Origin of the sequence: Paraburkholderia graminis (assembly GCF_003330785.1) — a bacterium.
GTDB classification, from domain to species: domain Bacteria; phylum Pseudomonadota; class Gammaproteobacteria; order Burkholderiales; family Burkholderiaceae; genus Paraburkholderia; species Paraburkholderia graminis.
Genome location: NZ_CP024936.1, coordinates 85,606 through 106,706 on the forward strand (window position 1 = coordinate 85,606; position 21,101 = coordinate 106,706).

Genomic DNA, 21,101 nt, shown 5'->3' on the forward strand with positions numbered 1-21,101 from the left:
GTGGATATTGCCTGGAAAAAATCCTGTCTGATTGTGCCGTCGATCATCACCTTCGACCTCTGCAATATCGAGCGTCAGGCGCAGGTCATTGCCGAGTCTGGAGTGGACGCCGTGCACCTCGACGTTATCGACGGACATTTCAGCCCGAGCATGCCCTTGGGAATTGAAACCATTGCGCAACTGCGACGCAAGACGGGCCTGGCTTTCGACGTACACGTCATGGCTGCTCGACATGATTATTTTATCGACGCGCTGCTCGATATCGGCGTTCAACAACTCACGTTCCAGATGGAATCGGAGCCACATATCGACCGGATGCTTGACCGTATCCGGGCAGCAGGCGTGCGGGCAGGTGTGGCGCTGAAACCTTCCACGCCGCTCAGCATGCTTGAGTATGTACTGGAGAGATGCGATACCGTGCTCCTCATGCTCACCAACCCGGGCTACGCCGGATCCCCTGGCGAGACACAGGTTCCATACGCAAAACGAAAGATATTCGCCTTGCGGGAAATGATTCTCCAGCAAGGGGTTGATACGGCCATTGAGATTGATGGGCGCGTCTCGAAGGAGACCATCAGGAAGTTCGCTCCAGCCACGGTTGATATGTTTGTTGCCGGCAGCCTGTGCATTTCGAGAGAGTCACCCTCTGCCGGGCTCAGCGAACTGGCTGAGCTCCGTCGTTCTTTGGTCTCGACTACACAATAGGGTCGATGACTTGAGTTGGGCGCTTCGCGGGCCAGGTTGGTTCTTGGCTCGCGAGGTATAAGCGGCGACGTGTGAAAGCAGCCACCGTCAGTCGGTGACGAGCACCTTGAGACCCTTTGCTTCGAGGTCGTACCGATATTGCTGGGGTATGCCGGCGTCGGTTATCACGATGTCGAAGTTTTCTACACCAGCAAAACTACAGGTAGATACCTTGCCGAATTTTGATGAGTCAACCAGCAGGATTCTTTCGACACTGGATTGCATGGCGGCCTGCTTCCACGAGCAGTCTTCCACGTAGCTGCAGGTTAGTCCGTGCTTGAGTTCGTATCCGGTGGCTCCGATAAACGCTTTATTCGCACGATACCTTTGCATTGCCTGGAGCGCGTCAGGCCCGGAGAACGTATAGGACTTCGAGGAAAGAACACCGCCAAGCGAAATGACCGTGGTGTCCTCTCGCTTCGCGAGCACATTCATGGTGTTCAGGCTGTAGCAAATGAATGTGTACGCGCCCTCGGCTGGAAGGCACTCGGCCAGTTGCTGAACCGTGGTCCCGGAATCAAGAATTACCACGTCACCAGGGCTCAGCAACTGGCTCGCTGCCAGTGCAATGCGCCGTTTTTCTTCAGTGTGCTGAGAGCGTTCGGTCTGTGCGTTGTAATTCGCGATTGTGCTGCCGTTGTCTAGCGCGGCGACGCCGCCATAGACCGTGCGCACTTCGCCCCCATCTGCCAGGTCGCGCACGTCGCGTCGAATCGTCATTTCAGAAACGTCTAGTGCCTTGGCCAGATCGCCAATGCTCATGAAATGCCGGGCAGCAACCATTTCGAGGATATGGTTGCTGCGTTGCTCTTTGCTAGCCATAGGAATGCTGATTCTTTGTGAAGAGTGAGAAGCCGTCTCGTCTTGAGCACGTGGTGTTCAACATCGAACATTTTAACTCAATCAGGAAGCAAACTGGCACAACTATCGGGGGAAGAGGTCAGCTTCGAACACTTCACTCCGGTGAGAAATTCGTTGGTACAAGGGCTCCTAGTTTCCGGAGATGGGCTGACTATACACGCGAATGTATGTAAACGCGTGTCACGGTTCCATGCGATATGTTCATATCTTTAACGTTAAGTTGAAACTATAACTTTATTGAGCTAGAGTGTGATCGATGTAGAACATTTCGTTGGTTCGACATCGTGTCTGGTAGGAGAGGCTGAGTCACTCGCGAGCGGGTCGCCATATCCGAATCGAGGGGAAAAATGGAGACAAACATGAATAGTCTTGAATCACTCAGGACGGGACAGCGTCAGTTCAAGCTGCCGAGCGAAGCAGGAATTGCAGTCGTATTTCTTATAGTCATGTTGGGCGGCTTCATCGCTACGCCGAACTTCCTCACTCTTTCGAACATGATGGTGCTATTGCTGAATGGCGCTGTCATCGGTTTTCTCTGTCTTGGCCAATCGTTCGTTCTTCTAACTGGCGGGATTGACCTCTCGTGCGGATCCATCGTTGCGATGACGTGTGTCGTGGCCGCGTTGCTGATGCAAAGTCTCGGCTTGCCATGGCAACTGGCGGTGCCGCTCGTCTTGGTGATTGGCGCCTTCGCGGGAACGGTCAACGGCTGGATCATCGAACGCACCGGCGTGCCTCCCTTCATCGTGACGTTTGCAACCATGGGCGTTGCGGCTTCGATCCCGCAAATCATTACCGGCGCCGAATCCATCCGGGTCACACAGATTGGATACGGCTTGATTGGCCAGTCGCGTCCGTTCGGGGTTCCGTTTCCTGTGCTTGCGTTGCTTGTGGCAATTTTTGTCGCGGCATTGCTACTGAAGCGGACGGTCACGGGGACGCACATTTATGCAGTCGGCGGTAACGCCGATGCGGCCCGGTTATCGGGAATCAGCGTGCCGCGCGTCACTTTGTTTGTCTATTCAGTTTCCGGCCTCTGCGCCGCGTGCGGGGGTCTCATCTATGGCTCGCGCTTGATGACCGGATATCCGACCGCAGGTCGAGGCGATGAATTGTTCTTCTCCATCGCCGGAGCAGTTGTCGGCGGGGTCAGTCTCTTCGGCGGAAGCGGCAGTATCGTGGGCGCGATGATTGGAGCAATGCTCATAGCCGCAATCTCGAACCTGATGAACGTGCTGAACGTAAGTGCTTACTGGCAACCATTGGTCATCGGTCTGATCATTCTGGTTGGCGTGACATTGGATACGTTCCGGTCATCCAGGCGGCTTAGTTTCCCTTGGTTGAAGTCTCGGAAAGAGCGGAAGTTGACCCAGCAAGAAGACTCACTGAAGCGCACGTCTTAAAAGGTAAATCACATGCTAAACAATCGCGTAGTGGCAATCGGCTTCATCAGCTCCGTCCTTGCGTTAGGTCTTTCCAGTTGCAATCGGGATTCAGGCGAACACGCATCGAGCGGAACGAGAACCCTTGGTGTGGTTCTCCCGAATCTGACCAACCCGTATTATGTTGCAATGAAAAAGAGCTTTGAGGAGAGCGGTGCAGCCAAGGGCATGCACGTAGAGGTATCGATCGCTGACAACGATGACGCTCGAGAGCTCTCAGAAGTACAGAGCTTCATACAGAAGAAAGCAGACGCGGTCGCTGTCAATTGCGTCAGTTCGGGGCCATGTGTGTCCGTTATTTCGGAACTGAACCATGCGAATATCCCCGCTTTCGCCATCAATATCCTGCCGGACACCGACGGCATGAAGCAACAAGGTGCTCACATCGTGCAAGGTGTGCAGACCGATCAAAAGGCTGGTGGCGTGTTCATTGGTCGGCAACTGTTGATGGATTTGGGTGATAAAGGCAATGCCGTCATAGGCATTGTTGGTGAGCCGACGTCCATAGCAGCCAACGCACGTGATGAAGGGTTCAAGCTGGCTATTGCGTCCAATCCAAACCTCAAGGTTGTCGCTCTCGTCAATGGGAAAGTGGAAGAAACAACGTCCCTGAAGGTGACTACTGAAATGCTTCAGGGAAACCCGACTATGACCGTTGTATATTCGGATACCGAACCTTCGGCGCTGGGTGCACTCGCCGCGATCAAGCAGTTGGACATGAAGGACAAGGTGAAGCTCTACGCTTTCGTGGATAAGGAAGGGGTGAAGCAGATTCAATCGGGCGACATACTGCGGGCCGGCGCGATTCAGGAGCCGGTGAGACTCGCAGCGTTGCTGGTGGACAGCGTCAGCCAGCAGTTTGCGGGCAAGGTACCGGCGGCCATGGTGAACAGCCCTCCGTTGCTCGTAGACAAGGCGAATGCTGAACAGGTGGTCAGCCAGGCTTACTGAAAAGCGCCGGATCATCCGTCGCGGTGACAAGCCACACAACTCCCCAGATGTGCAATGGAAAAGGGAATTGAGCGATGAGTGACAGCAGTCGACGTGACAGCAACCGACGTTACCGGGCGCGCGACATCAAGGTATCCTTCGCAGGCGTGCCTGTGCTGCATGGTGTCGACTTCGATGTGGTGCCAGGGAAAATCCACGGCCTGTTTGGCCACAACGGCGCCGGTAAGTCGACATTGCTGAAGATTCTTGCCGGGGTCAACCGGCAGGATTCCGGTGAACTATTCGTTGGCGACGAATCCGTCTCTCTCACTTCACCGCGAGATGCATTGCGGCAGGGAATCGCCTGCGTTTATCAGGAACTTCGCGTTATTCCCGGGATGACGGTTTGGCAAAATCTCTTTCTCGGACGCGAGCTGAGGAAGAACGGGGTGCTGGACGATGTGGCCATGAAAGAGCATACCGGTCAGGTTCTGCAAGACTATAAGTTGAAGGTGCAGCCTTCCAGCCTGGTGAGGGACCTCTCTCACCCTGCTAAGCAGATGCTCGAGGTTGTGGCGAATCTCGACAGGGATGCACGGTTCCTCTTTCTGGACGAGCCGACCACGGCGCTCGAGGGAACGCAGGCTGAAGGACTTCTGCAGTCGGTGCGGCAAATTGCCAAGGAGAAAAACATTGGGGTTGTGTTGGTGTCGCACAAGCTGGACGAGGTGCTCGGCGTGTGTGACGAAGCGACCGTCATGTGCGGCGGCAAGGTGATTTACCACGCCAAGAGCAACATCGCGAAGCAGGATATTATCAATGCCATCGTCGGGGATGCAGGGTCGACGCTCAATGAAAGCGAACGTACTATCCGCAAACAACCGGATGCGGCGTCAATGCCATTTCTTGATGTGCGGAGCCTTTGCACGGAACGCTTGCGCGACGTGTCATTGCAGGCATGGCCTGGAGAAGTCGTCGGCATATACGGGCTTGCCGGGGCGGGTCGCACCCGATTCTGCCGTACGTTATACGGCTTGGAAAAGGTGCTCGGCGGACAGGTCCGGTTGCAGGGGAAATCTTATCGGGCTGGCAGTCCGGCACACGCAATCAGTCAAGGTGTGGGTTACTTGACCGAAGAGCGCAAAAAGGACGGCATCATCCCGCTCATGTCAAGTTTCTCAAATGCCACGCTGCCTATTCTGGGGCGCTTTCGAAAGCGCGCGCTTGTGGACCATAACAGGGCGGCACAGAGCGCAAGGCAGATACTCACCCAGATGAACGCCCGGGGTGACCTTCGCGGGCCAATCAAATCGCTTTCGGGAGGCAATCAGCAAAAGGTGTTGCTTGCGCGGGTAGTTGGCCAAGACGCCCAACTTGTTCTGCTTGACGAGCCAACGAAAGGCGTCGACATAGGCGCCAAGGCTGACATCTACGCAATTATTCGACGCATGGCCGCAGAGGGGCGCTGTGTGGTAGTCGTCTCCAGTGAAGAAGAAGAGCTCCTCGAGATTGCCGACCGCGTTCTTGTATTTCACCGAGGGCGTTGCAATGGTCTTGCTGTCGCTTCCGACGAACTGAGTATCGCAGGCCTACGCAAAGCCGCTTGGAGTGGAACTACAAGCATGCTGTAAAGACGTTCGCTCGAAGTGGTGCGAATCGCCAAAAAAGGTGTTCGACAGATTCAGGTAGATGAAGCCGGGGCGTTTGGTGTTGGTCGGAACGCGGGCGTCGTCGGCCCGTATGCGGGTCACCATGACCATTTAACGCTGCGAACTTTGAGCCGTCAGCGAATGCGTCCGGGTCAAACCAAGTTTGACAATGTGTTGCTCCATAGCCCATTCGCTGTGGTAGTGCACGAGAACGCTCTCACGTTCGACGCCTTCGGCTGATGGATAAACCAAGAACGGGACATTTTCGGCCTTAACCGAATCGGCAAAGGCCTTGCCGCGACGCTCTTCGGCCTCGACCCCGCCCTTATCCGGGAAATTTTGAACCGAGAACGCCGCAGACACGCCGGACAGTGCCTTGCGCATCGAGGCCGCGTCGTCCATGTTGCCAACAGCCAGCTCCGCGCCCAATGACACCTTGGGTGCTGGGTGTCCGTCGCTTTTTCGTTCAGCAGCAGCGCCATGGGATTGATCGCGGACAGCGCCTTCACTTCAACCTGAGCGCCGTGCGTGCGCGACCACAGCGGAACCAGCGGCGCCACGCCGCTCGAGGCGATCTGCTGCGAGTCGGATAACAAGCGCGTCGTTCATCACGTTACCGCTGGCAAATTCGACCCATGAAACTTTCAGACTGGAAATGCCAAGCCTGCGCAGCGTGTTTCTCGAAGACCTTTTGATCCTGCACGATCATCAGCGGCAGATAGCTGATGCCGTACTGCCGCGCGATCTTTCGGATTCGATCGGGGCTACGCTTCATGCACGCACGCAGGAGGCCGGCGTAATTCTGAATTCGATCGTTGAGATTGGCCACGAGTCGACGGGATTCGAGCTGGCAGCTCCGAGACTGGATGATGTGATTGCCTCGCGGCCGATTCTTCATCGTCTCGCCCATGAAAGAGAAATTTGGTAGGATACCTATTCATCCTCCGCTCTCTGAAATATTAGCGTTCAGCCATTGCTAAGATGCGCCGCTTTCGGCAGCGACAAGGGTACTTATGCAGTTGATGCGGGAGTAGTTCGCGCGTGCAGCGCGCATATGGGCACCTTGATTCGACTATCCGACAGATGTAGCCGCTAGTAGGAGGCTGTCGGATTTTCGGGATAGGCGATCATCAGGCGGACGGAGCCGGGCGTTAATGAATCAACAAGTCCGCTTAGAGAACCCATAGATGAGTCGCTTCGTGCCCGTTGATCGTCAAACGGGTTATCTGTTGCCGCCGTCGGGGAAGGACTGGTTGCCGGAAGACCATCTGGCGCGGTTCGTAGTGGAAGTCATCGAGCAGCTGGATCTTTCGGATCTGGGCAGGGCGTATCCGGGACGAGGCAAGGCAGCGCATCATCCCGAGGTGCTGCTGGGTTTGCCGGTGTACGGGTATGCGACCGGGGAGTTCTCGAGCCGCAAGATTGAGCGGGCAACCTATGACTCGGTGGCGTTCAGCTACATTGCGGCAAACACGCACCCGGACCATGACACGCTGGCCACCTTTCGCGAGCGGTTCGCGAGCCAGATAGAGAAGCTGTTCGTGCGGGTGCTGCTGGTCGCGAAGGAGATGAAGCTGGTCAAGCTGGGCCGGATTGCGCTGGACGGCATCATGGTGAAGGCGACGCGAGCAGACACCGCGCGTTGTCGCACGGGCACATCGGCCGGATCGAGACGCAATTGCGCGAAGAAGTGCAGCAGTTGATGGAGCTGGCCGGAAACGCCGATCGGGAGAGTCTGCCAGACGGGATGGATGTACCGGTGGAGATCGCACGGCGCGAAGCGCGGCTGAAGGCGCTGGCCGAAGCGAAGGCGAAGATCGAGGCGCGGGGACAGGAACGCTTCGAGCAGGAACAGCACGAGTATGAAGCGAAGGTTGCGCGTAGCGAGGCGCAGCGCAAAGACGGCAGGAAGCCCCGTGGCAAGGACACGAAGCCGCCGCAGGGCGGTGCCAGGGAACGTGACCAGATCAACCTGACAGACGAAGAGTCGCGCATCATGCCGGTGTCCAGCGGTGGCAACACAAGCGCCAGATCGCACCGATGGTCGACGTGCTGGGGGCGCTGCCCGGGCAATTGGGCCAGCCTGATTGTTGCTGCCGATGCCGGTTACTTCATTGCGGCTAACGTCACCACCTGCGAGGCAGCGGAACTCAGCCCGCTGATCGCGATCCGGCGCGACGCTCATCATCGACCTTTGATGGAACGCTTTGCCGACGATCCGGCGCCCCCTGAAAGCACCGATCCTCTCATCAGGAGGACACACCGACTCAAGACGAAGGCAGGTCAGGGACTGTACGGGCTACGCAAGAACACGGTCGAACCGGTGTTCGGAATCATCAAGCACGTGATGGGACTCCGCCAGTTCTCGCTGCGCGGGCTGTCCAGCGTCAGCGCGGGATGGTCGCTGGTCGCGCTCGCGAGGAACATCAAGCGGATGAACGTATTGCGAGGCGCGTAGGGCGATAAGCGGGCGCTTTGCCCGCCGCTATCGCCCAGATTACCTTCCCAATCCACTCTCAAATACCTTTCGTAGAGCTTTTACGACTGAGATGAGTCCGCAAACCCGCGCGGACCCAGTCATCATCTAGTGCCCGGATTCACGACTCACCTCAAATCCGACGCACTCCTAGCGCGGCGAATGAACCGCATAGGTCTTCGAACGGGTACTGCCTCGGCTCTGATGTGATGGATGACTCACTTCCTTCGGGTCGGGAGCTTGCTGCCACGCGCATCTAAGCCATCCGGCTCGGTACCGCTCACATGAGCGTTGTTCTTTGAAAGGTTTCCACGATCAGCGCTTGCATCAGGTCAGCCGTGCGAATCACGCCAAGGCTTTCTCGCGTGACGCAGAATACGGGGCGCTCAGACGTCCACTCAGGCACCGGCAGCCGATACAACTTACCTCGCTCTACCCAAGGCTCAGCAATGTGATCGGGCACAATGCCAACGAACTGGCCACAAAGTAGTAGTTGCAGCGTTCCCTCAACATGATGCGACAACGTTCGTGCCCTTCCCGATAGCGAAAGAGGCACCGTTTCGTTCACAAGATAGCCTCTGCGCACATAGGACGCGCTGTCTTCAACCAATTGCCTGGCGCGGTGTTCGTCCGCACCGAAAGCAGCGTGACCGCGTCCGCAATACATCGACGCGCTCTCGGAGGTCACAACCTGATAGTTGAGCGATGGCAGATTCGACTTGCATATCGTGATGCCAAGCGCAGCTTTTTTTTCCGCTACCGCGCGCTCCACGAGGTCAGGTGATGCGACGTTGAGACTAAGGGTTACCTGCGGATAGCGCTCGCAAAATGCACCGATTGCCATGGACACCGGGTTTGCTGGCGTGAAGGCGCTGTGGTCAATGAGCCAAATCGACAGTTCGCCGCGAATCTCGTTCTTCGCTGTTCCCAGCACCTCACGAAACTCGTCGATAGCGTCCAGTAGGCGCAACGTAGCGGCGTAGGCGACCTGACCCTCCGCGGTAAGTTGAAAACCGCTGCGCCCACGCACACAAAGCTGGCAGCCGACCCGGGTCTCGAGATCGGAAAGCTGCTTGCTGATTGCCGAGGTGCCAAGACCGGTTGCCTCTTCCGCAACTGAAAGCCCACCGCACTCCACAACGGCCTTGAAGAGCCGCAAGTGCTTAATGTCAATATCGTGCAGTGGCGGGATCGGTAAAGTCATCAACGAAATGGGTCCTGACTACAGCGGTGGTCACGGCAACGACGCTTGGCTATCGCAATTGCCGTAGTCCAGTAAACGCTTAACTTACGTCGAGGACGCGATCTAACAGGAGCAACGTCTCTGCCAGCACGCGAGTGCCGTCGAGCAACTGATTCGGGTCGAGCCATTCTTCGGGGCAATGGCTACGCCCGTCTAGGCACGGCACGAAAATCATGCCCATGGGCCCGACGTTCTTCATGAAAGCCGCGTCGTGGCCAGCACCACTTGGCATTCTAACGCTTTCATAACCCAGATGGCCGGCCGCCTGCTCGACACACTCGATCACCACGTTCGAGCAGTCCGTTGGAGTGCCCGAGGTCAGGTCGACGAGTGTTGCATCAAGCCTGAGCGTTTGCAAATGGGCTTGCGTTTCGCGCATGAGATTCCCGGGGAAATTCTGGAGCACATCGGTCGCGTCACTACGCACTTCCAACACCATATCGACTCGCGCCGGTACCGCGTTCGGCACGTTCGGCTCTACGGCGATGCGGCCTACGGTCGCCACCACATAGTAGGGGCGGCCGCTTAGCGTGCTCGCCATCCTGTGAGTCGTTTCGATAAGACGGGCTGCGCCCACGAGGGCATCACGGCGAAGATCCATGGGGGTCGTGCCGGCGTGATCTGGCTGCCCGGTAACGGAGATCGCCACGCGCCGAATCCCGACAATATTGGTGACTACGCCGATCGGCAAACTGCGGCTTTCCAGTACGGGCCCCTGTTCTATGTGCAACTCGACAAAGGCGGCGACGCTCTCCGAGTCCCGCAAGGCAGCGTCGAGATCGTCGGGACGTGCGCCGATGCGCAGCATCGCTTCGCGCAAGGTTTCGCCTTCATGATTGCGCGCGCACAGCATGTCGCTGCCCAGTTTGCCGCATAGCGCGCGGCTGCCGACGCAAGACACGCCGTAGTCGCTAGGCTCTTCGGAAAGAAAGTCGATGACCTCCAGCGAATGGCGCAGCGATATCTTCGCGTCCTTGAGCGCATGAGCGACTTCGAGCGCTGCCAGTACACCAATGATTCCGTCGAAGCGCCCACCTGCAACCACGGTGTCGCAATGAGAACCGCTGACCAACGGCGCGAGTGCGGGCTCGCTTCCCGCGCGCCGGCCGATCAGGTTGCCGCCGGCGTCAAGTTCGACCGTCAGGCCCGCGGCAGTAAATTCGCTCCGGAGCCAATCGCGAGCGCGCAGGAATTCGTCGCTGAACGCACGGCGAGTCCAGGGAACGTCGGTCCGGACAAAGCCGGCGAGTGTTTCCATGCGCGCCCAGAGTCGATCTAGATCAAGTGGCAGATGGCTGGATGTCGTGTTCATTAGTTTTCAGTCTTGAGGGTGGGGCGTACAAAACGGCCATCACCAGGTGAACCACAAATTTGACCTCTGTTATAGACGAGTCGTCCCCGACAGAACGTCGAAACCACTTCTACGTTAAATTGCATGCCGTCGAACGCGCTCCATTGCACCGCTGACAGGCTGCGCGAAGGATCGTATGCGTGCACGCGCGGATCGAGAATGACAAGGTCTGCATCGTGGCCGGCTTCGAAACCGCCTTTTTGTTTATCGATCAGGAAGTGGTGGGCCGGACCATCGCACAGCAGGCGCGCAACCATGCGCAAGTCGATGCCGTGCTGCTCACAGCCCGTCCAAAGCGCTGGAAGTAGCGTTTCGAGACCCGGGCCACCCGACGCATTCAAGAATACGTTGGTATTTTGCTTGCGCTCAAGTCCCCAACTGACGTGATCGGATGAAACAAAGGTGCAGTCGCCGTTCGCGACGTGACGCCAGAGGAGTTCTGTCTCCGCACGCGGCCGGATTGGCGGATAGTGCTTGGCACGCGCACCGAATCTGCGCGTATGGTCCTCGTGGTTCAGCATCAGGTACTGGACACAGGTTTCGATGCTCGACGCGTGTCCCGCGCCTCGATAGAGGTTGCACAACTCAAAACCGCGCGCCGTCGAGACATGCACGGCGTGTGCACGCGCGCCGGTTTCGGCGCCGATCTCGTAGATCAGCGCGGTCGCAAGATTCTCGATCAGCGGTGTATGCGCTCGCAGGAAAGCGTCCCAGCCGGTGTCACCCGCTTCCGTCAAGCGTCGCACGTTTTTGCGGGTCAACTCCTGCATTTGATTGTGCACGCCGCACGCAAGGCCTGACGGACCGATCATGCGGAATGCCTCGAAGAGCACGTCTTCCTCGACACGGGGGAACCGGCCCGGGCTCGCCTCGAAGGTCGAAAACTTGAACGCGCACACACCGCCCTCTATGAGACCCGCCGCTGCCGCAAGCCCGTGCTTTTCGTTAAGCGTGCCGAATAGTGCGACGTCCACCACGCAATCACGCTCCGCTTCAGCGATCTTGGCGTCAAGTTGGGAGCGGCTGGCCACGGGCTCGGGGTCGTCGTAAGGCATGTCGACCATCACTGTGATGCCCCCGGCAGCCGCGGCATTTGATGCTCGACCCAGACCCTCCTGGTTTGCTTGGCTACCCGCGTGGACTTGCCCATCGATCACGCCGGGTATGACCCATTGCCCACGCGCATCCAGCGTGTCACGGCCAGCTGGTGGGGTGCCCGCGCCACGCATGACAAACCGGCCGTCGCGTACGGCAAGCCAGCCGTCTTCAACAATTTCGCGAGCATCAACCAGCCGCCCGCGCACTATCAGGTCGAAATCGCCCATCACCTAGTCCTTTGTCTTTACTGACGATGGACGAAGTGTCCCCCGCAAAAATGGCAACAACCATGATGGAACGAACAAGTTCACTTTCCGCTTATCGCATGGTTCCCCGAGGGAGCTAGCCGAATAATTCGCTGAACTGCTCCTTGTGCAGCAGAAATCGACAGTTATTCAACGAGAGACCTTTCGCAATGACTCAGCAGACCGGAACCCGAATCACCGCTCAGCGTGGCCCTGTTCTTCGCTGCAAGGGCTGGCGCCAAGAAACGATCCTGCGGATGCTGGAAAACAACCTGGAAAACGCCGAGGACCCGTCTCGTCTTATCGTGTATGGCGGGATCGGGCAGGCGGCGCGCAACTGGGAAAGCTACGACGCGATCGTGCACGCACTCAAGAATCTGGAAAACGACGAGACGCTCGCCATGCAATCCGGCATGCCTGTCGCTGTCTTCAGGACGCACCGCCTGGCGCCCCGTGTTGTGATGGCGAACAGCAACCTGATCCAGGCGACCTGGCCTAAGTTCTACGACGCAAAGGAAAAAAACCTGATCGCGTTTGCGTCCTACACCGCGGGCCCTTGGCAGTACATTGGCAGTCAAGGGGTGATCGAGGGGACCTTTGAGACGTTGGGTGTGATTGCGGAGCGGCACTTTGGCGGCAGCCTCGCCGGGCGGATATTTTTCAGCGCAGGACTAGGCGGCATGGGCCGCTCACAGCCGCTCGCAATGAGCATGCACGGTGGCGTGAGTGTGGTAGTCGAAGTGCGTGAGGAAACTATTTGCGAACGCCTTGCGGCCGGTTATGCGGACGTGCGCGTTGACTCGCTGGCGGACGCGATTCGTCTTGCGGAAGAAGCGAAGAGCGAGCGGCGTTCGCTGTCGATCGTGGTGCGTGCCAATTTAATCGATGCACTCGACGACATCGGGCAAAGCGGCTGGGTGCCCGACATTGTCACTGAAATGTGCCCGTGCCACGATCCGTTCGCTCTCGTTCCCGCCGGAATGGAGGTGGCCGAAGCGCTTGATCTCCTTGTGACTGATCGTGACGCCTATCTTGCCCGTTCACGTGCCTCAATGATCCGAATCGTTCGCGCGATGACCCGGCTCCAAAAGGCCGGGGCCGTCGTGTTCGAATACGGCACCTTCGTGCGCAAAGAGAGCGTCGACGCCGGCTTGTCGCCAGAGGAAGCCTATGCGTATCCGGGCTGTATCGCCGAGTACGTGCGACCAATGTTCCTTGAAGGTCGCGGGCCGTTCCGCTGGACCTGCGTGTCCGGAGAAGTCAGCGACCAGCGTCGTCTCGACGAGCTTGCCCTCGACATGTTCCACGATGACCCACTGGTGACCCGCTGGATCAAGTTGGCACGCACGCGTTTGCCACTCGAAGGATTGCCCGCACGTATCTGCTTTCTCGGTTTTGGGCAGCGCAAGGCGTTTGGGCTTGCCGTCAATGCACTGGTTCGCACTGGCGAAGTACAAGGGCCGGTTGCGTTCTCGCGTGACAACCTCGATTGCGGTTCGATTGCCAATCCCGCATTCGAAACCGAAAAAATGCGAGACGGCTCTGACGCCATTTCGGACTGGCCTTACCTGAACGCGCTGTTGAACACCGCAGGCATGGCGGATCTGGTGTCTATTCAGGCTAACGGTACGATGGGCGTGTCCGCGCATACCGGCGTCACCATGATCGCCGATGGCAGCGAAGAGGCGGATCTGCGTCTGGACGCAAGCCTCACCACGGACGCCGGTATTGGCATTGTGCGGCTCGCGCAGGCCGGATATCCGGTTGCCCGCGCTGTGGCGGAGGGCCGAGGCCGGCTCACCACCGATTCAATCCAGGTGCCGCTATGGTGGACCCCGGAAGCCACGCGCGTGCGTGAATAAGAGGTCGGTCATGGGACAACTGCACCTCATAGAACAGGTCCTGGTGGCGGGAATGTCAGGCTGCCCGCCGCAAACCATGGATGTATTGATCGACACGGACCGCTTCGTCGCTATTGCGCCGAAAATCGATCTAAGCACGGTACGCATAGATGAGCGCACCAACGGCCGCCGGCTGTTGATGATTCCCGGTCTGATTAACGCGCATCACCATTCTCACGACCGGTTTGACAAGGGCCGCTTCTCCGGTTTGCCGCTCGAGATTTGGATGAGCTTGTACAACCCACCCACGCGTCCGCGCGCATGGACGGCGCGGGAGGTATACCTGCGAACCTTGTTAAACGGTACGGAGATGCTTCGGAACGGTATTACGACGGTCGTCGATGACATTCATTTCGGCGGTTGTACCGATCCTGAAGTCGTGTCTGCTGCGTTCCAGGCATACACCGATCTCGGCATGCGTGCGGACGTGAGCGTTGCATGGGGCGATCGCGCATTTCGTGACTCCATTCCCTATCTTGACCGGCACCTGGCCGCCAATGCGGGATCAACATGCCCCGTACAGACTGGCGACTGGACGCTCGGGTTCTGGGAGGAGCTTGCGCAGGAATGGAAGGGCCGGGTGCGCTTTGTTTTTTCGCCTTCCGCTCCTCAGCGGTGCTCGACGGCATTTCTCGAGAAGACCTGCGAACTTGCAAGAAAACACGACCGTCCAGTGCTGTTGCACGTGCTTGAGACGCGAATACAGGCGCTCACCGCAAGCAAGAACTACGGCATGCCGATGGTGGAATACTTGAATTGCCATGGTCTACTTGATCACCATAGCGTGCTGGCACATGGTGTCTGGCTGAGCGAAAGTGAACTCGACTTGATCGCCGGCGCGGATGCGAGCGTCATCCATAATCCTGCCTGCAACCTGAAGCTTGCAAGCGGTATTGCGCCTGTCAGCGAGATGCTGCGCCGGGGTATTGCCGTCGGGCTCGGAACGGACAACAACAATGGCAATGACCTGAATTCCATGCTCGATGCAATGCGTCTCGCCGCGTTGGTCAGCGGCACGGGGGACGCAAGCCTGGAGGCTGGCATTGACGCGTCACAGGCATTCTCAATGGCAACCGCTGGCGGCGCACGTTCAATCGGGCAGACGACAATCGGCAGCATCCGCGTCGGAATGCAGGCCGACTTCGTTCTGCTGGATCTATCGAGCAATGCTTTCCTGCCGCTCAATGATCCACTCACACAACTCGTGTTCTGCGAGCAGGGGCAGTCTATTCGCGAGGTCTACGTTGCCGGCCAAAAGCGGGTGGACAACGGGCGGATCACGCGTGTTGACGAAAGCGCCATGCTCGCCGAACTGGACGAGCACATGCCCTTCGTGCAACAGCGCATCCAGGAGGGCGAAGCAGCGGCGGCTCACCTGAGGCCATTTCTCGAGGCGGCTTATAGGGACTGCCTTGCTGACCCGTTGATGCAACCATGGCTAAGTCGCCATCGGGCGCTGTTGGACCCGGCGCCGCTCATTCAAAAACATACCCCCTTCAACTGGACAAGCATATGAACTCGATCGTCGAAATTTCTCCCGGCCACACGCAGCTTGGCATCTGGCGTGCCGTGCTCTCAGGCGATGCAGCGCGGCTACATCAAAGTGCGCAAGGGAGTGTTGAAAGCGCGGCTGAAATGGTTGAGCAACTAGTGCGGGCCGGCAAACCGGTCTATGGCCTCAACACTGGTTTTGGTAAGCTCGCGCACGTGCGCATTAGCGATGCGGATCTGTCCAAGCTCCAGCAGAACCTCGTCATGTCGCACATGACCGGCTACGGGCCACCCCTCGACGCGAACGTAGTACGGCTTGCGATGGCGCTGAAAATCGCAAGCCTTGGCCGCGGTGCTTCGGGTGCGAAGTTGCGCACCGTTCATTTGCTTGAACAAATGCTCGAGCGCGGCGTGGTGCCGGTGATTCCCGCGCAAGGCTCGGTCGGCGCGTCGGGCGATCTCGCACCGCTCGCGCATATGAGCGCTGTGCTCACCGGTGGTGGCGAGGCCGTGTACCAAGGCGAAGTGCTCTCCGGGGCACAGGCGCTGGCGCGTGCGGGCCTCGCACCCATATCGCTCGCGCCAAAAGAGGGGCTTGCGCTGATGAATGGAACTCAAGTGTCCACTGCGCTAGCCCTGTGCGGACTGTTTGCATTGGAAAAATCGTTCACGGCGGCAATGGCCATTGGGTGCCTCGCAACAGAGGCGATTGCGGGATTGGCGAGTCCGTTTGACCCGCGCATCCAGGCGCTTCGTGGCCAACCTGGACAGATCGAGGTGGGGCGTACGATGAAAACGCTCCTCGACAATGGTCCGATGCGTGCCATTAGCGAATCGTCCGGCAAAGTTCAGGATCCATACAGTATTCGCTGTCAACCGCAAGTGCTCGGTGCATGTCTCGACCTCATCCGCAACGCCAGCGCGACACTCGAGATAGAGAGCAATGCGGCTTCGGACAACCCACTCATCTTCACTGACACGGGTGAAGTAATCTCCGGAGGCAACTTTCACGCTGAGCCGGTCGCGTTTGCTGCAGACATGCTCGCCATTGCCATCACTGAAATAGGTAACCTGTCCGAGCGGCGCTGCAACCTCTTGCTGGACCCATCGTTCTCGGGTCTACCAGCGATGCTCACGCCCGACGCCGGCCTGAATTCTGGCTACATGACCGCGCATATATCTGCCGCTGCGATGGCATCGGAGAATAAGCAGCGTGCGCACCCGGCGTCCATTGACACCATTCCGACCGCAGGCAACCAGGAGGATCATGTCTCGATGGCGACTCATGGCGCGCGTCGCCTGCTGGAGATGAACGACACGCTGCGGGGAATACTTTCAATTGAAGCATTGTGCGCGGCGCAGGCGCTAGACCTGCGTGGCGGCGATTGCTGTTCGCCGCCCTTGAAGAGTGCCTTCGACGCCATTCGTGCACGGGTGCCCTTCATGTCGGAAGACCGTCCGATTGCACCAGACATGGCGAGCATCGCTCAGTCGATTCGCAGTGGCGAGCTAGTTCAACAGACGGGACTCGCATCATTTTTCAGTTGATCTGACCGGCCTTTGGGCCATCCCCAATCGCTACACAGCGTTCACACCGACGGACCGCGGTGTGAACGCCTGCGCTCGCTTTAATGAGGCACTCGGCGTGCTTACGTTGCCCGCACCGTCAGGCAAGTAAAGTTTCCATATCCTGGCTTGATCGACCCTTTTTGACGCTCAAATAATTCTTCCACCCGCTCCGTCCGAATGCCGGTTTATAGGCAGAGGGTGGCAACAACCCTAACGACTAAAGGAAGATCATGAAGAGATTTTTTGTGGCGGCGATGACCCTACTGGTCCTTCATTCAAGCGTAAGTATGGCCAGCGATGCGGCCGTGATTCGCTTCGGTGTGGACGCCAGTTACCCGCCACTCGAGTTCAAGGATCCCGAAGGTAAGCCGACCGGTTTTGATATCGATCTAGGCTCCGAAATCTGCCGGCGTCTGAACGCGCGTTGCGAGTTTGTTGACATGAGCTTCGATGGATTGATTCCGGCATTACTGAGCCGGAAATTCGACGGCGTGCTCTCGTCCTTGTCGGTGACCGAGCAACGGAAGAAGGAGATCAGCTTTAGCGACAAGCTATTCAGTTTGCCGTCTCGACTCGTCGCGCGTCGTACAAGCGGGATCACGCCGACCGAGCAAGGACTCAAGGGCAAAACGGTCGGGGTTGAGCAGGGCACGATCCAGGAGACGTTTGCACGCACTTACTGGCAGCCCGCAGGCGCACACATCCAGGCATATCAATCGCAGGATCAGGTTTACGCCGATCTGACGGCTGGGCGTCTTGATGCTTCGTTTCAGGATGAGGTCCAGGCCAACGTGGCCTTTCTTACGACCCCCCGAGGCAAAGACTTCGCTTTTGCGGGCCCCGTGCTTAGAGATACCAGGGTCCTTGGTGATGGCGCTACGGCCGTGGGGCTTCGAAAAGACGACGTCGAGTTACGTGACAAGATTAACCGCGCTTTGCACGATATGCACGCGGACGGAACCTTCCAGCGGATCGAGAAAAAATACTTCGATTTTGATGTCTACAGTGACTAAGGGCGTCGTTCCGCGCTCAACATAGCGCGGGTTGCAGGTCCGGTCCGAAGGGTTGCGTTTTTGAGGGGGTTCATCATGTCCTGGCAAGCCTATCTTCCACTTATCGCGCGAGGTGCGTGGACGTCTGTGCAACTATCGCTGTGGGCGCTCGTTATTGCATTCCTGCTGGGTCTAGCCACTGCAGGAGCGAAACTGAGCGGCCGTCCGGCTGCGATCTTTGTGGCCAGACTTTATACAACGCTTATTCGGGGCGTGCCCGACCTTGTGCTCATGCTGCTCCTGTTCTATGGTATCCAGCGCGGTCTGAACTGGTTGACCGATCGCTGCGGTGTCGAGTTGATCCAGATCAATCCGTTCGCCGCGGGTGTCACGACGCTGGGCTTCATCTACGGCGCGTACTTTGCAGAAACGTTCCGAGGTGCATTTACGTCAGTGGATTGCGGACAACGTGAAGCCGCCACCAGTTTCGGCATGACCGGTTCTCAGACTTTCAGACTGGTCACGTTCCCGCTAATGATGCGCTTCGCGCTCCCAGGGATAAGCAACAACTGGCAGGTCCTCGTCAAGTCGACTGCGCTCGTCTCCATTATTGGCCTAAGCGATGTGGTGAAGGCCGCAGTGGATGCCGGCAAGGGCACTTATCACGTGCTGTTGTTTATGCTGCTCGCAGCCAGCCTGTATCTCTTCTGGGCATCGTTGTCCGGGATTTTGCTCCGACAGCTTAGCCGACGCTATTCCTTGGGAACCAGGGGGGCCGGACTATGATCGATATCGCCCAACAATACTGGCGCGCGTTCCTCTGGACTGATGGGCAAGGCTATAGCGGCGTCGCAGTAACCCTCTTTCTTTTGTTGGTCTCCACTGTAGGAGGATTTCTTCTGGCGATTCCGCTTGCCATTGTCCGTGCGTCTTCAAACCGATACCTGAATGCACCGGTCTGGTTGTACACGTATGTGTTTCGCGGCACGCCTCTGTATGTCCAGTTGCTGATCATTTACACAGGCATTTATAGCCTCGATCTAGTGCAGCAACACGAGTTTACGAATAGCTTTTTTCGCAGCAGCTATAACTGCACGATTCTCGCGTTCATTCTTAACGAATGCGCCTATGTCACGGAGATTCTCGCTGGGGCAATCAGGGCGACGCCAGCCGGAGAAGTGGAGGCGGCGCGTGCTTTTGGCATGTCGCCACGCACACTCTACACTCGCCTGATTTTGCCCTCCGCATTCCGCCGCGCTCTACCCACTTTGAGCAACGAAGCTATCTTCATGCTTCATGGAACCACGGTCGCCTTTACGGCTACGGTCCCGGACATCTTAAAAGTGGCGCGCGACGCGAACGCCGCGACTTATGCGTCGTTTCAGGTCTTTACGCTGGCGGCAATCTTATATTTGGCGATTTCACTGGTCCTCATTGCCGGGTTTAGGCGTGCGGAAATTCGCTGGCTCGACCATCTGGGTCCGCGACAGGCGAAAGCCGATGTGGCGTTGCTCTCAACCCTTCCAAGCAAGGCTTGACATCATGCATACCCTGGACGTTACCGGCATCCACAAAAGCTACGGCAACAACGAAGTCCTCAAAGGCGTTTCGATCACGGCGAACGCGGGCGACGTGGTGAGCATCATTGGATCGAGTGGCTCCGGAAAGAGCACGTTTTTGCGATGCATCAACTTCCTGGAGACGCCCGACCAAGGTCGTGTGCAACTGGGGGATCTCAACATTTCCATGCAAGCTAACAACGGTATGAGAGCCACTCTGCCTGACCGCAAAACGCTGCGAGCGCTTCGGACCCGGCTTGCCATGGTGTTCCAGCATTTCAACCTGTGGTCGCACCTGAACATCGTCGAAAATCTTTGCGTGGCGCCTATGCATGTGCTCGGCATCACGCGCTCGGAAGCGGAGACGAAAGCGCGGCACTATCTCGCGAAAGTGGGCCTTGATTCGAAAGTTCATAAAAGCTATCCGGCGCATTTGTCTGGTGGCCAACAGCAGCGTGTAGCAATTGCCCGGGCACTGGCGATGGAGCCGGACGCGTTGCTTTTCGACGAACCCACTTCGGCGCTTGATCCTGAGCTGGTTGGCGAAGTGCTGCGGATCATGCAAAAGCTCGCCGAAGAGGGCAGAACAATGATCGTGGTCACTCACGAGATGGGTTTCGCCCGACACGCATCAACCCACGGTATCTTTCTCCACAACGGCAGGATAGAAGAAGAGGGTAAGCCGGACGATGTTTTTGGGCACCCAACAAGCGAGCGACTCAAGCAGTTTCTGTCTTGCAACGTAAAATAGCTCTTACCGCACTCTGCCGCAGCCTATCCGAGCCCAGTGGTTTTCGGGTAGCGCCCTTTCTTTTTATTGCGTCCACGGATTTTCATAATCCACCTATAACCATGACCGGCATCCGCCGGTCGCACAACAGAGAAAAAACATGACTAAAAATATCAAGCTACAAGTAATGGAAGGTACGTATTGCATATCGAGGCTCAACGGGGATTCGCCTATTCCTACATGGGCAGACGGAGAAGGGTTCGTCTCGATCTCACGCAACGGCGATGAACTCTCGATCGTTTGCCGGCAAGAGCGTGTTCCGTCCGATACTCGAGTTGATCTAGAATGGGTTTGCATTAAATTTATCGGACCTTTTGCGTTCGGTGAGACGGGGATTGTGCTGTCCGTCATCAAGCCGCTTTCAGAGAATGGCCTTGGCATCTTTGTGGTTTCCACCTTCGACGCAGATTGTATGCTGCTCAAGCGAACCGACTTTGAAAAGGCTACCAGACTCCTTGAGGCTGCGGGGCACACAGTAGTCGCCTAACTGCTGTCCACAGCGTTGGCCTAATCGCCCGACGCCAACATAGCGCTCGCCATGGCGACGTGGTCCATCCGCTTTTTTGAAACGTCGACCCTGGCGCTAAGCCTATAAATCGTCCAATGACTGACAATTCGACCTCCCCCCAATCCGCGTTTATCCCAGTCGATGGGGCCATTTAATGCTTTTCGTCGAGATCTTCACGCGCATCCTGAACTTGGTTACAACGAGTTCCTTACGGCGGACGAGATATTGCAGCGCTCGCACGCAATCATTTCA

General features: G+C 57.6%; 18 protein-coding genes and 1 pseudogene. 13 read left to right on the forward strand and 6 right to left on the reverse strand.

What is annotated here, in order from left to right:
* Entirely contained in the window at positions 1-705 is a 705-nt protein-coding gene (locus tag CUJ91_RS31855) for a ribulose-phosphate 3-epimerase (protein WP_244231145.1), read from the forward strand.
* An 87-nt stretch (positions 706-792) separates the two neighbouring features.
* On the opposite strand, the gene CUJ91_RS31860 is transcribed toward CUJ91_RS31855, so the two are convergent.
* A complete protein-coding gene (locus tag CUJ91_RS31860) occupies positions 793-1,566 on the reverse strand; it encodes a DeoR/GlpR family DNA-binding transcription regulator (protein WP_114158179.1) in 774 nt (257 codons plus the stop codon).
* A gap of 398 nt (positions 1,567-1,964) precedes the next feature.
* On the opposite strand from CUJ91_RS31860, the gene CUJ91_RS31865 reads away from it, so the two are divergent.
* From CUJ91_RS31865 to CUJ91_RS31875, 3 genes are all read left to right on the forward strand, one after another.
* Positions 1,965-3,008, forward strand: coding sequence for an ABC transporter permease (locus CUJ91_RS31865; protein ID WP_114158500.1), 1,044 nt, complete (start codon positions 1,965-1,967; stop codon positions 3,006-3,008).
* Positions 3,009-3,020: 12 nt separating this feature from the next.
* The gene (locus tag CUJ91_RS31870) at positions 3,021-3,998 is read left to right on the forward strand and encodes a substrate-binding domain-containing protein (protein WP_114158180.1); all 978 of its coding nucleotides are present in this window, start codon (positions 3,021-3,023) and stop codon (positions 3,996-3,998) included.
* A gap of 74 nt (positions 3,999-4,072) precedes the next feature.
* On the forward strand, positions 4,073-5,608 hold the full coding sequence (locus tag CUJ91_RS31875; RefSeq protein ID WP_114158181.1) for a sugar ABC transporter ATP-binding protein: 1,536 nt from the start codon (positions 4,073-4,075) through the stop codon (positions 5,606-5,608).
* A 129-nt stretch (positions 5,609-5,737) separates the two neighbouring features.
* Here CUJ91_RS31875 and CUJ91_RS31880 read toward each other — a convergent pair whose 3' ends face one another.
* Positions 5,738-6,061: an NmrA family NAD(P)-binding protein gene (locus tag CUJ91_RS31880; RefSeq protein WP_279635446.1), complete on the reverse strand. Its 324-nt coding sequence runs from the start codon at positions 6,059-6,061 to the stop codon at positions 5,738-5,740.
* A gap of 178 nt (positions 6,062-6,239) precedes the next feature.
* Positions 6,240-6,455, reverse strand: a complete 216-nt coding sequence (locus tag CUJ91_RS35005) for a hypothetical protein (RefSeq protein WP_244231147.1) — start codon at positions 6,453-6,455, stop codon at positions 6,240-6,242.
* 358 nt (positions 6,456-6,813) lie between these two features.
* Between CUJ91_RS35005 and CUJ91_RS31895 the strand changes: the two are divergent.
* A pseudogene (locus tag CUJ91_RS31895) lies at positions 6,814-8,084 on the forward strand (transposase).
* 298 nt (positions 8,085-8,382) lie between these two features.
* Here CUJ91_RS31895 and CUJ91_RS31900 read toward each other — a convergent pair.
* The 3 genes from CUJ91_RS31900 to CUJ91_RS31910 all read right to left on the reverse strand — a co-directional run bounded on the left by CUJ91_RS31900 (position 8,383) and on the right by CUJ91_RS31910 (position 12,021).
* A complete protein-coding gene (locus tag CUJ91_RS31900; RefSeq protein ID WP_114158184.1) occupies positions 8,383-9,306 on the reverse strand; it encodes a LysR family transcriptional regulator in 924 nt (307 codons plus the stop codon).
* 79 nt (positions 9,307-9,385) lie between these two features.
* A complete protein-coding gene (locus tag CUJ91_RS31905) occupies positions 9,386-10,657 on the reverse strand; it encodes a Zn-dependent hydrolase (RefSeq protein ID WP_114158185.1) in 1,272 nt (423 codons plus the stop codon).
* Positions 10,657-12,021: a dihydroorotase gene (locus CUJ91_RS31910; RefSeq protein WP_114158186.1), complete on the reverse strand. Its 1,365-nt coding sequence runs from the start codon at positions 12,019-12,021 to the stop codon at positions 10,657-10,659. The genes CUJ91_RS31905 and CUJ91_RS31910 overlap by 1 nt, the downstream gene beginning before the upstream one ends.
* A 188-nt stretch (positions 12,022-12,209) precedes the next feature.
* On the opposite strand from CUJ91_RS31910, the gene CUJ91_RS31915 reads away from it, so the two are divergent.
* The 8 genes from CUJ91_RS31915 (at position 12,210) to CUJ91_RS31950 (ending at position 20,828) form a co-directional block, all read left to right on the forward strand.
* A complete protein-coding gene (locus tag CUJ91_RS31915) occupies positions 12,210-13,901 on the forward strand; it encodes a urocanate hydratase (protein ID WP_114158187.1) in 1,692 nt (563 codons plus the stop codon).
* Positions 13,902-13,911: 10 nt separating this feature from the next.
* Positions 13,912-15,456: an amidohydrolase family protein gene (locus CUJ91_RS31920; protein WP_114158188.1), complete on the forward strand. Its 1,545-nt coding sequence runs from the start codon at positions 13,912-13,914 to the stop codon at positions 15,454-15,456.
* A complete protein-coding gene (gene hutH / locus CUJ91_RS31925; RefSeq protein WP_114158189.1) occupies positions 15,453-16,979 on the forward strand; it encodes a histidine ammonia-lyase in 1,527 nt (508 codons plus the stop codon). The genes CUJ91_RS31920 and hutH overlap by 4 nt, the downstream gene beginning before the upstream one ends.
* Positions 16,980-17,230: 251 nt before the next feature.
* Positions 17,231-18,013, forward strand: a complete 783-nt coding sequence (locus CUJ91_RS31930; protein WP_114158190.1) for an ABC transporter substrate-binding protein — start codon at positions 17,231-17,233, stop codon at positions 18,011-18,013.
* A 75-nt stretch (positions 18,014-18,088) separates the two neighbouring features.
* Positions 18,089-18,778: an ABC transporter permease gene (locus tag CUJ91_RS31935; protein WP_114158191.1), complete on the forward strand. Its 690-nt coding sequence runs from the start codon at positions 18,089-18,091 to the stop codon at positions 18,776-18,778.
* Positions 18,775-19,530, forward strand: a complete 756-nt coding sequence (locus tag CUJ91_RS31940) for an ABC transporter permease (RefSeq protein ID WP_114158192.1) — start codon at positions 18,775-18,777, stop codon at positions 19,528-19,530. The genes CUJ91_RS31935 and CUJ91_RS31940 overlap by 4 nt, the downstream gene beginning before the upstream one ends.
* 4 nt (positions 19,531-19,534) lie before the next feature.
* Positions 19,535-20,302, forward strand: coding sequence for an ABC transporter ATP-binding protein (locus tag CUJ91_RS31945; protein WP_114158193.1), 768 nt, complete (start codon positions 19,535-19,537; stop codon positions 20,300-20,302).
* A gap of 139 nt (positions 20,303-20,441) precedes the next feature.
* On the forward strand, positions 20,442-20,828 hold the full coding sequence (locus tag CUJ91_RS31950) for an ACT domain-containing protein (RefSeq protein ID WP_114158194.1): 387 nt from the start codon (positions 20,442-20,444) through the stop codon (positions 20,826-20,828).
* Positions 20,829-21,101 lie beyond the last annotated feature (273 nt).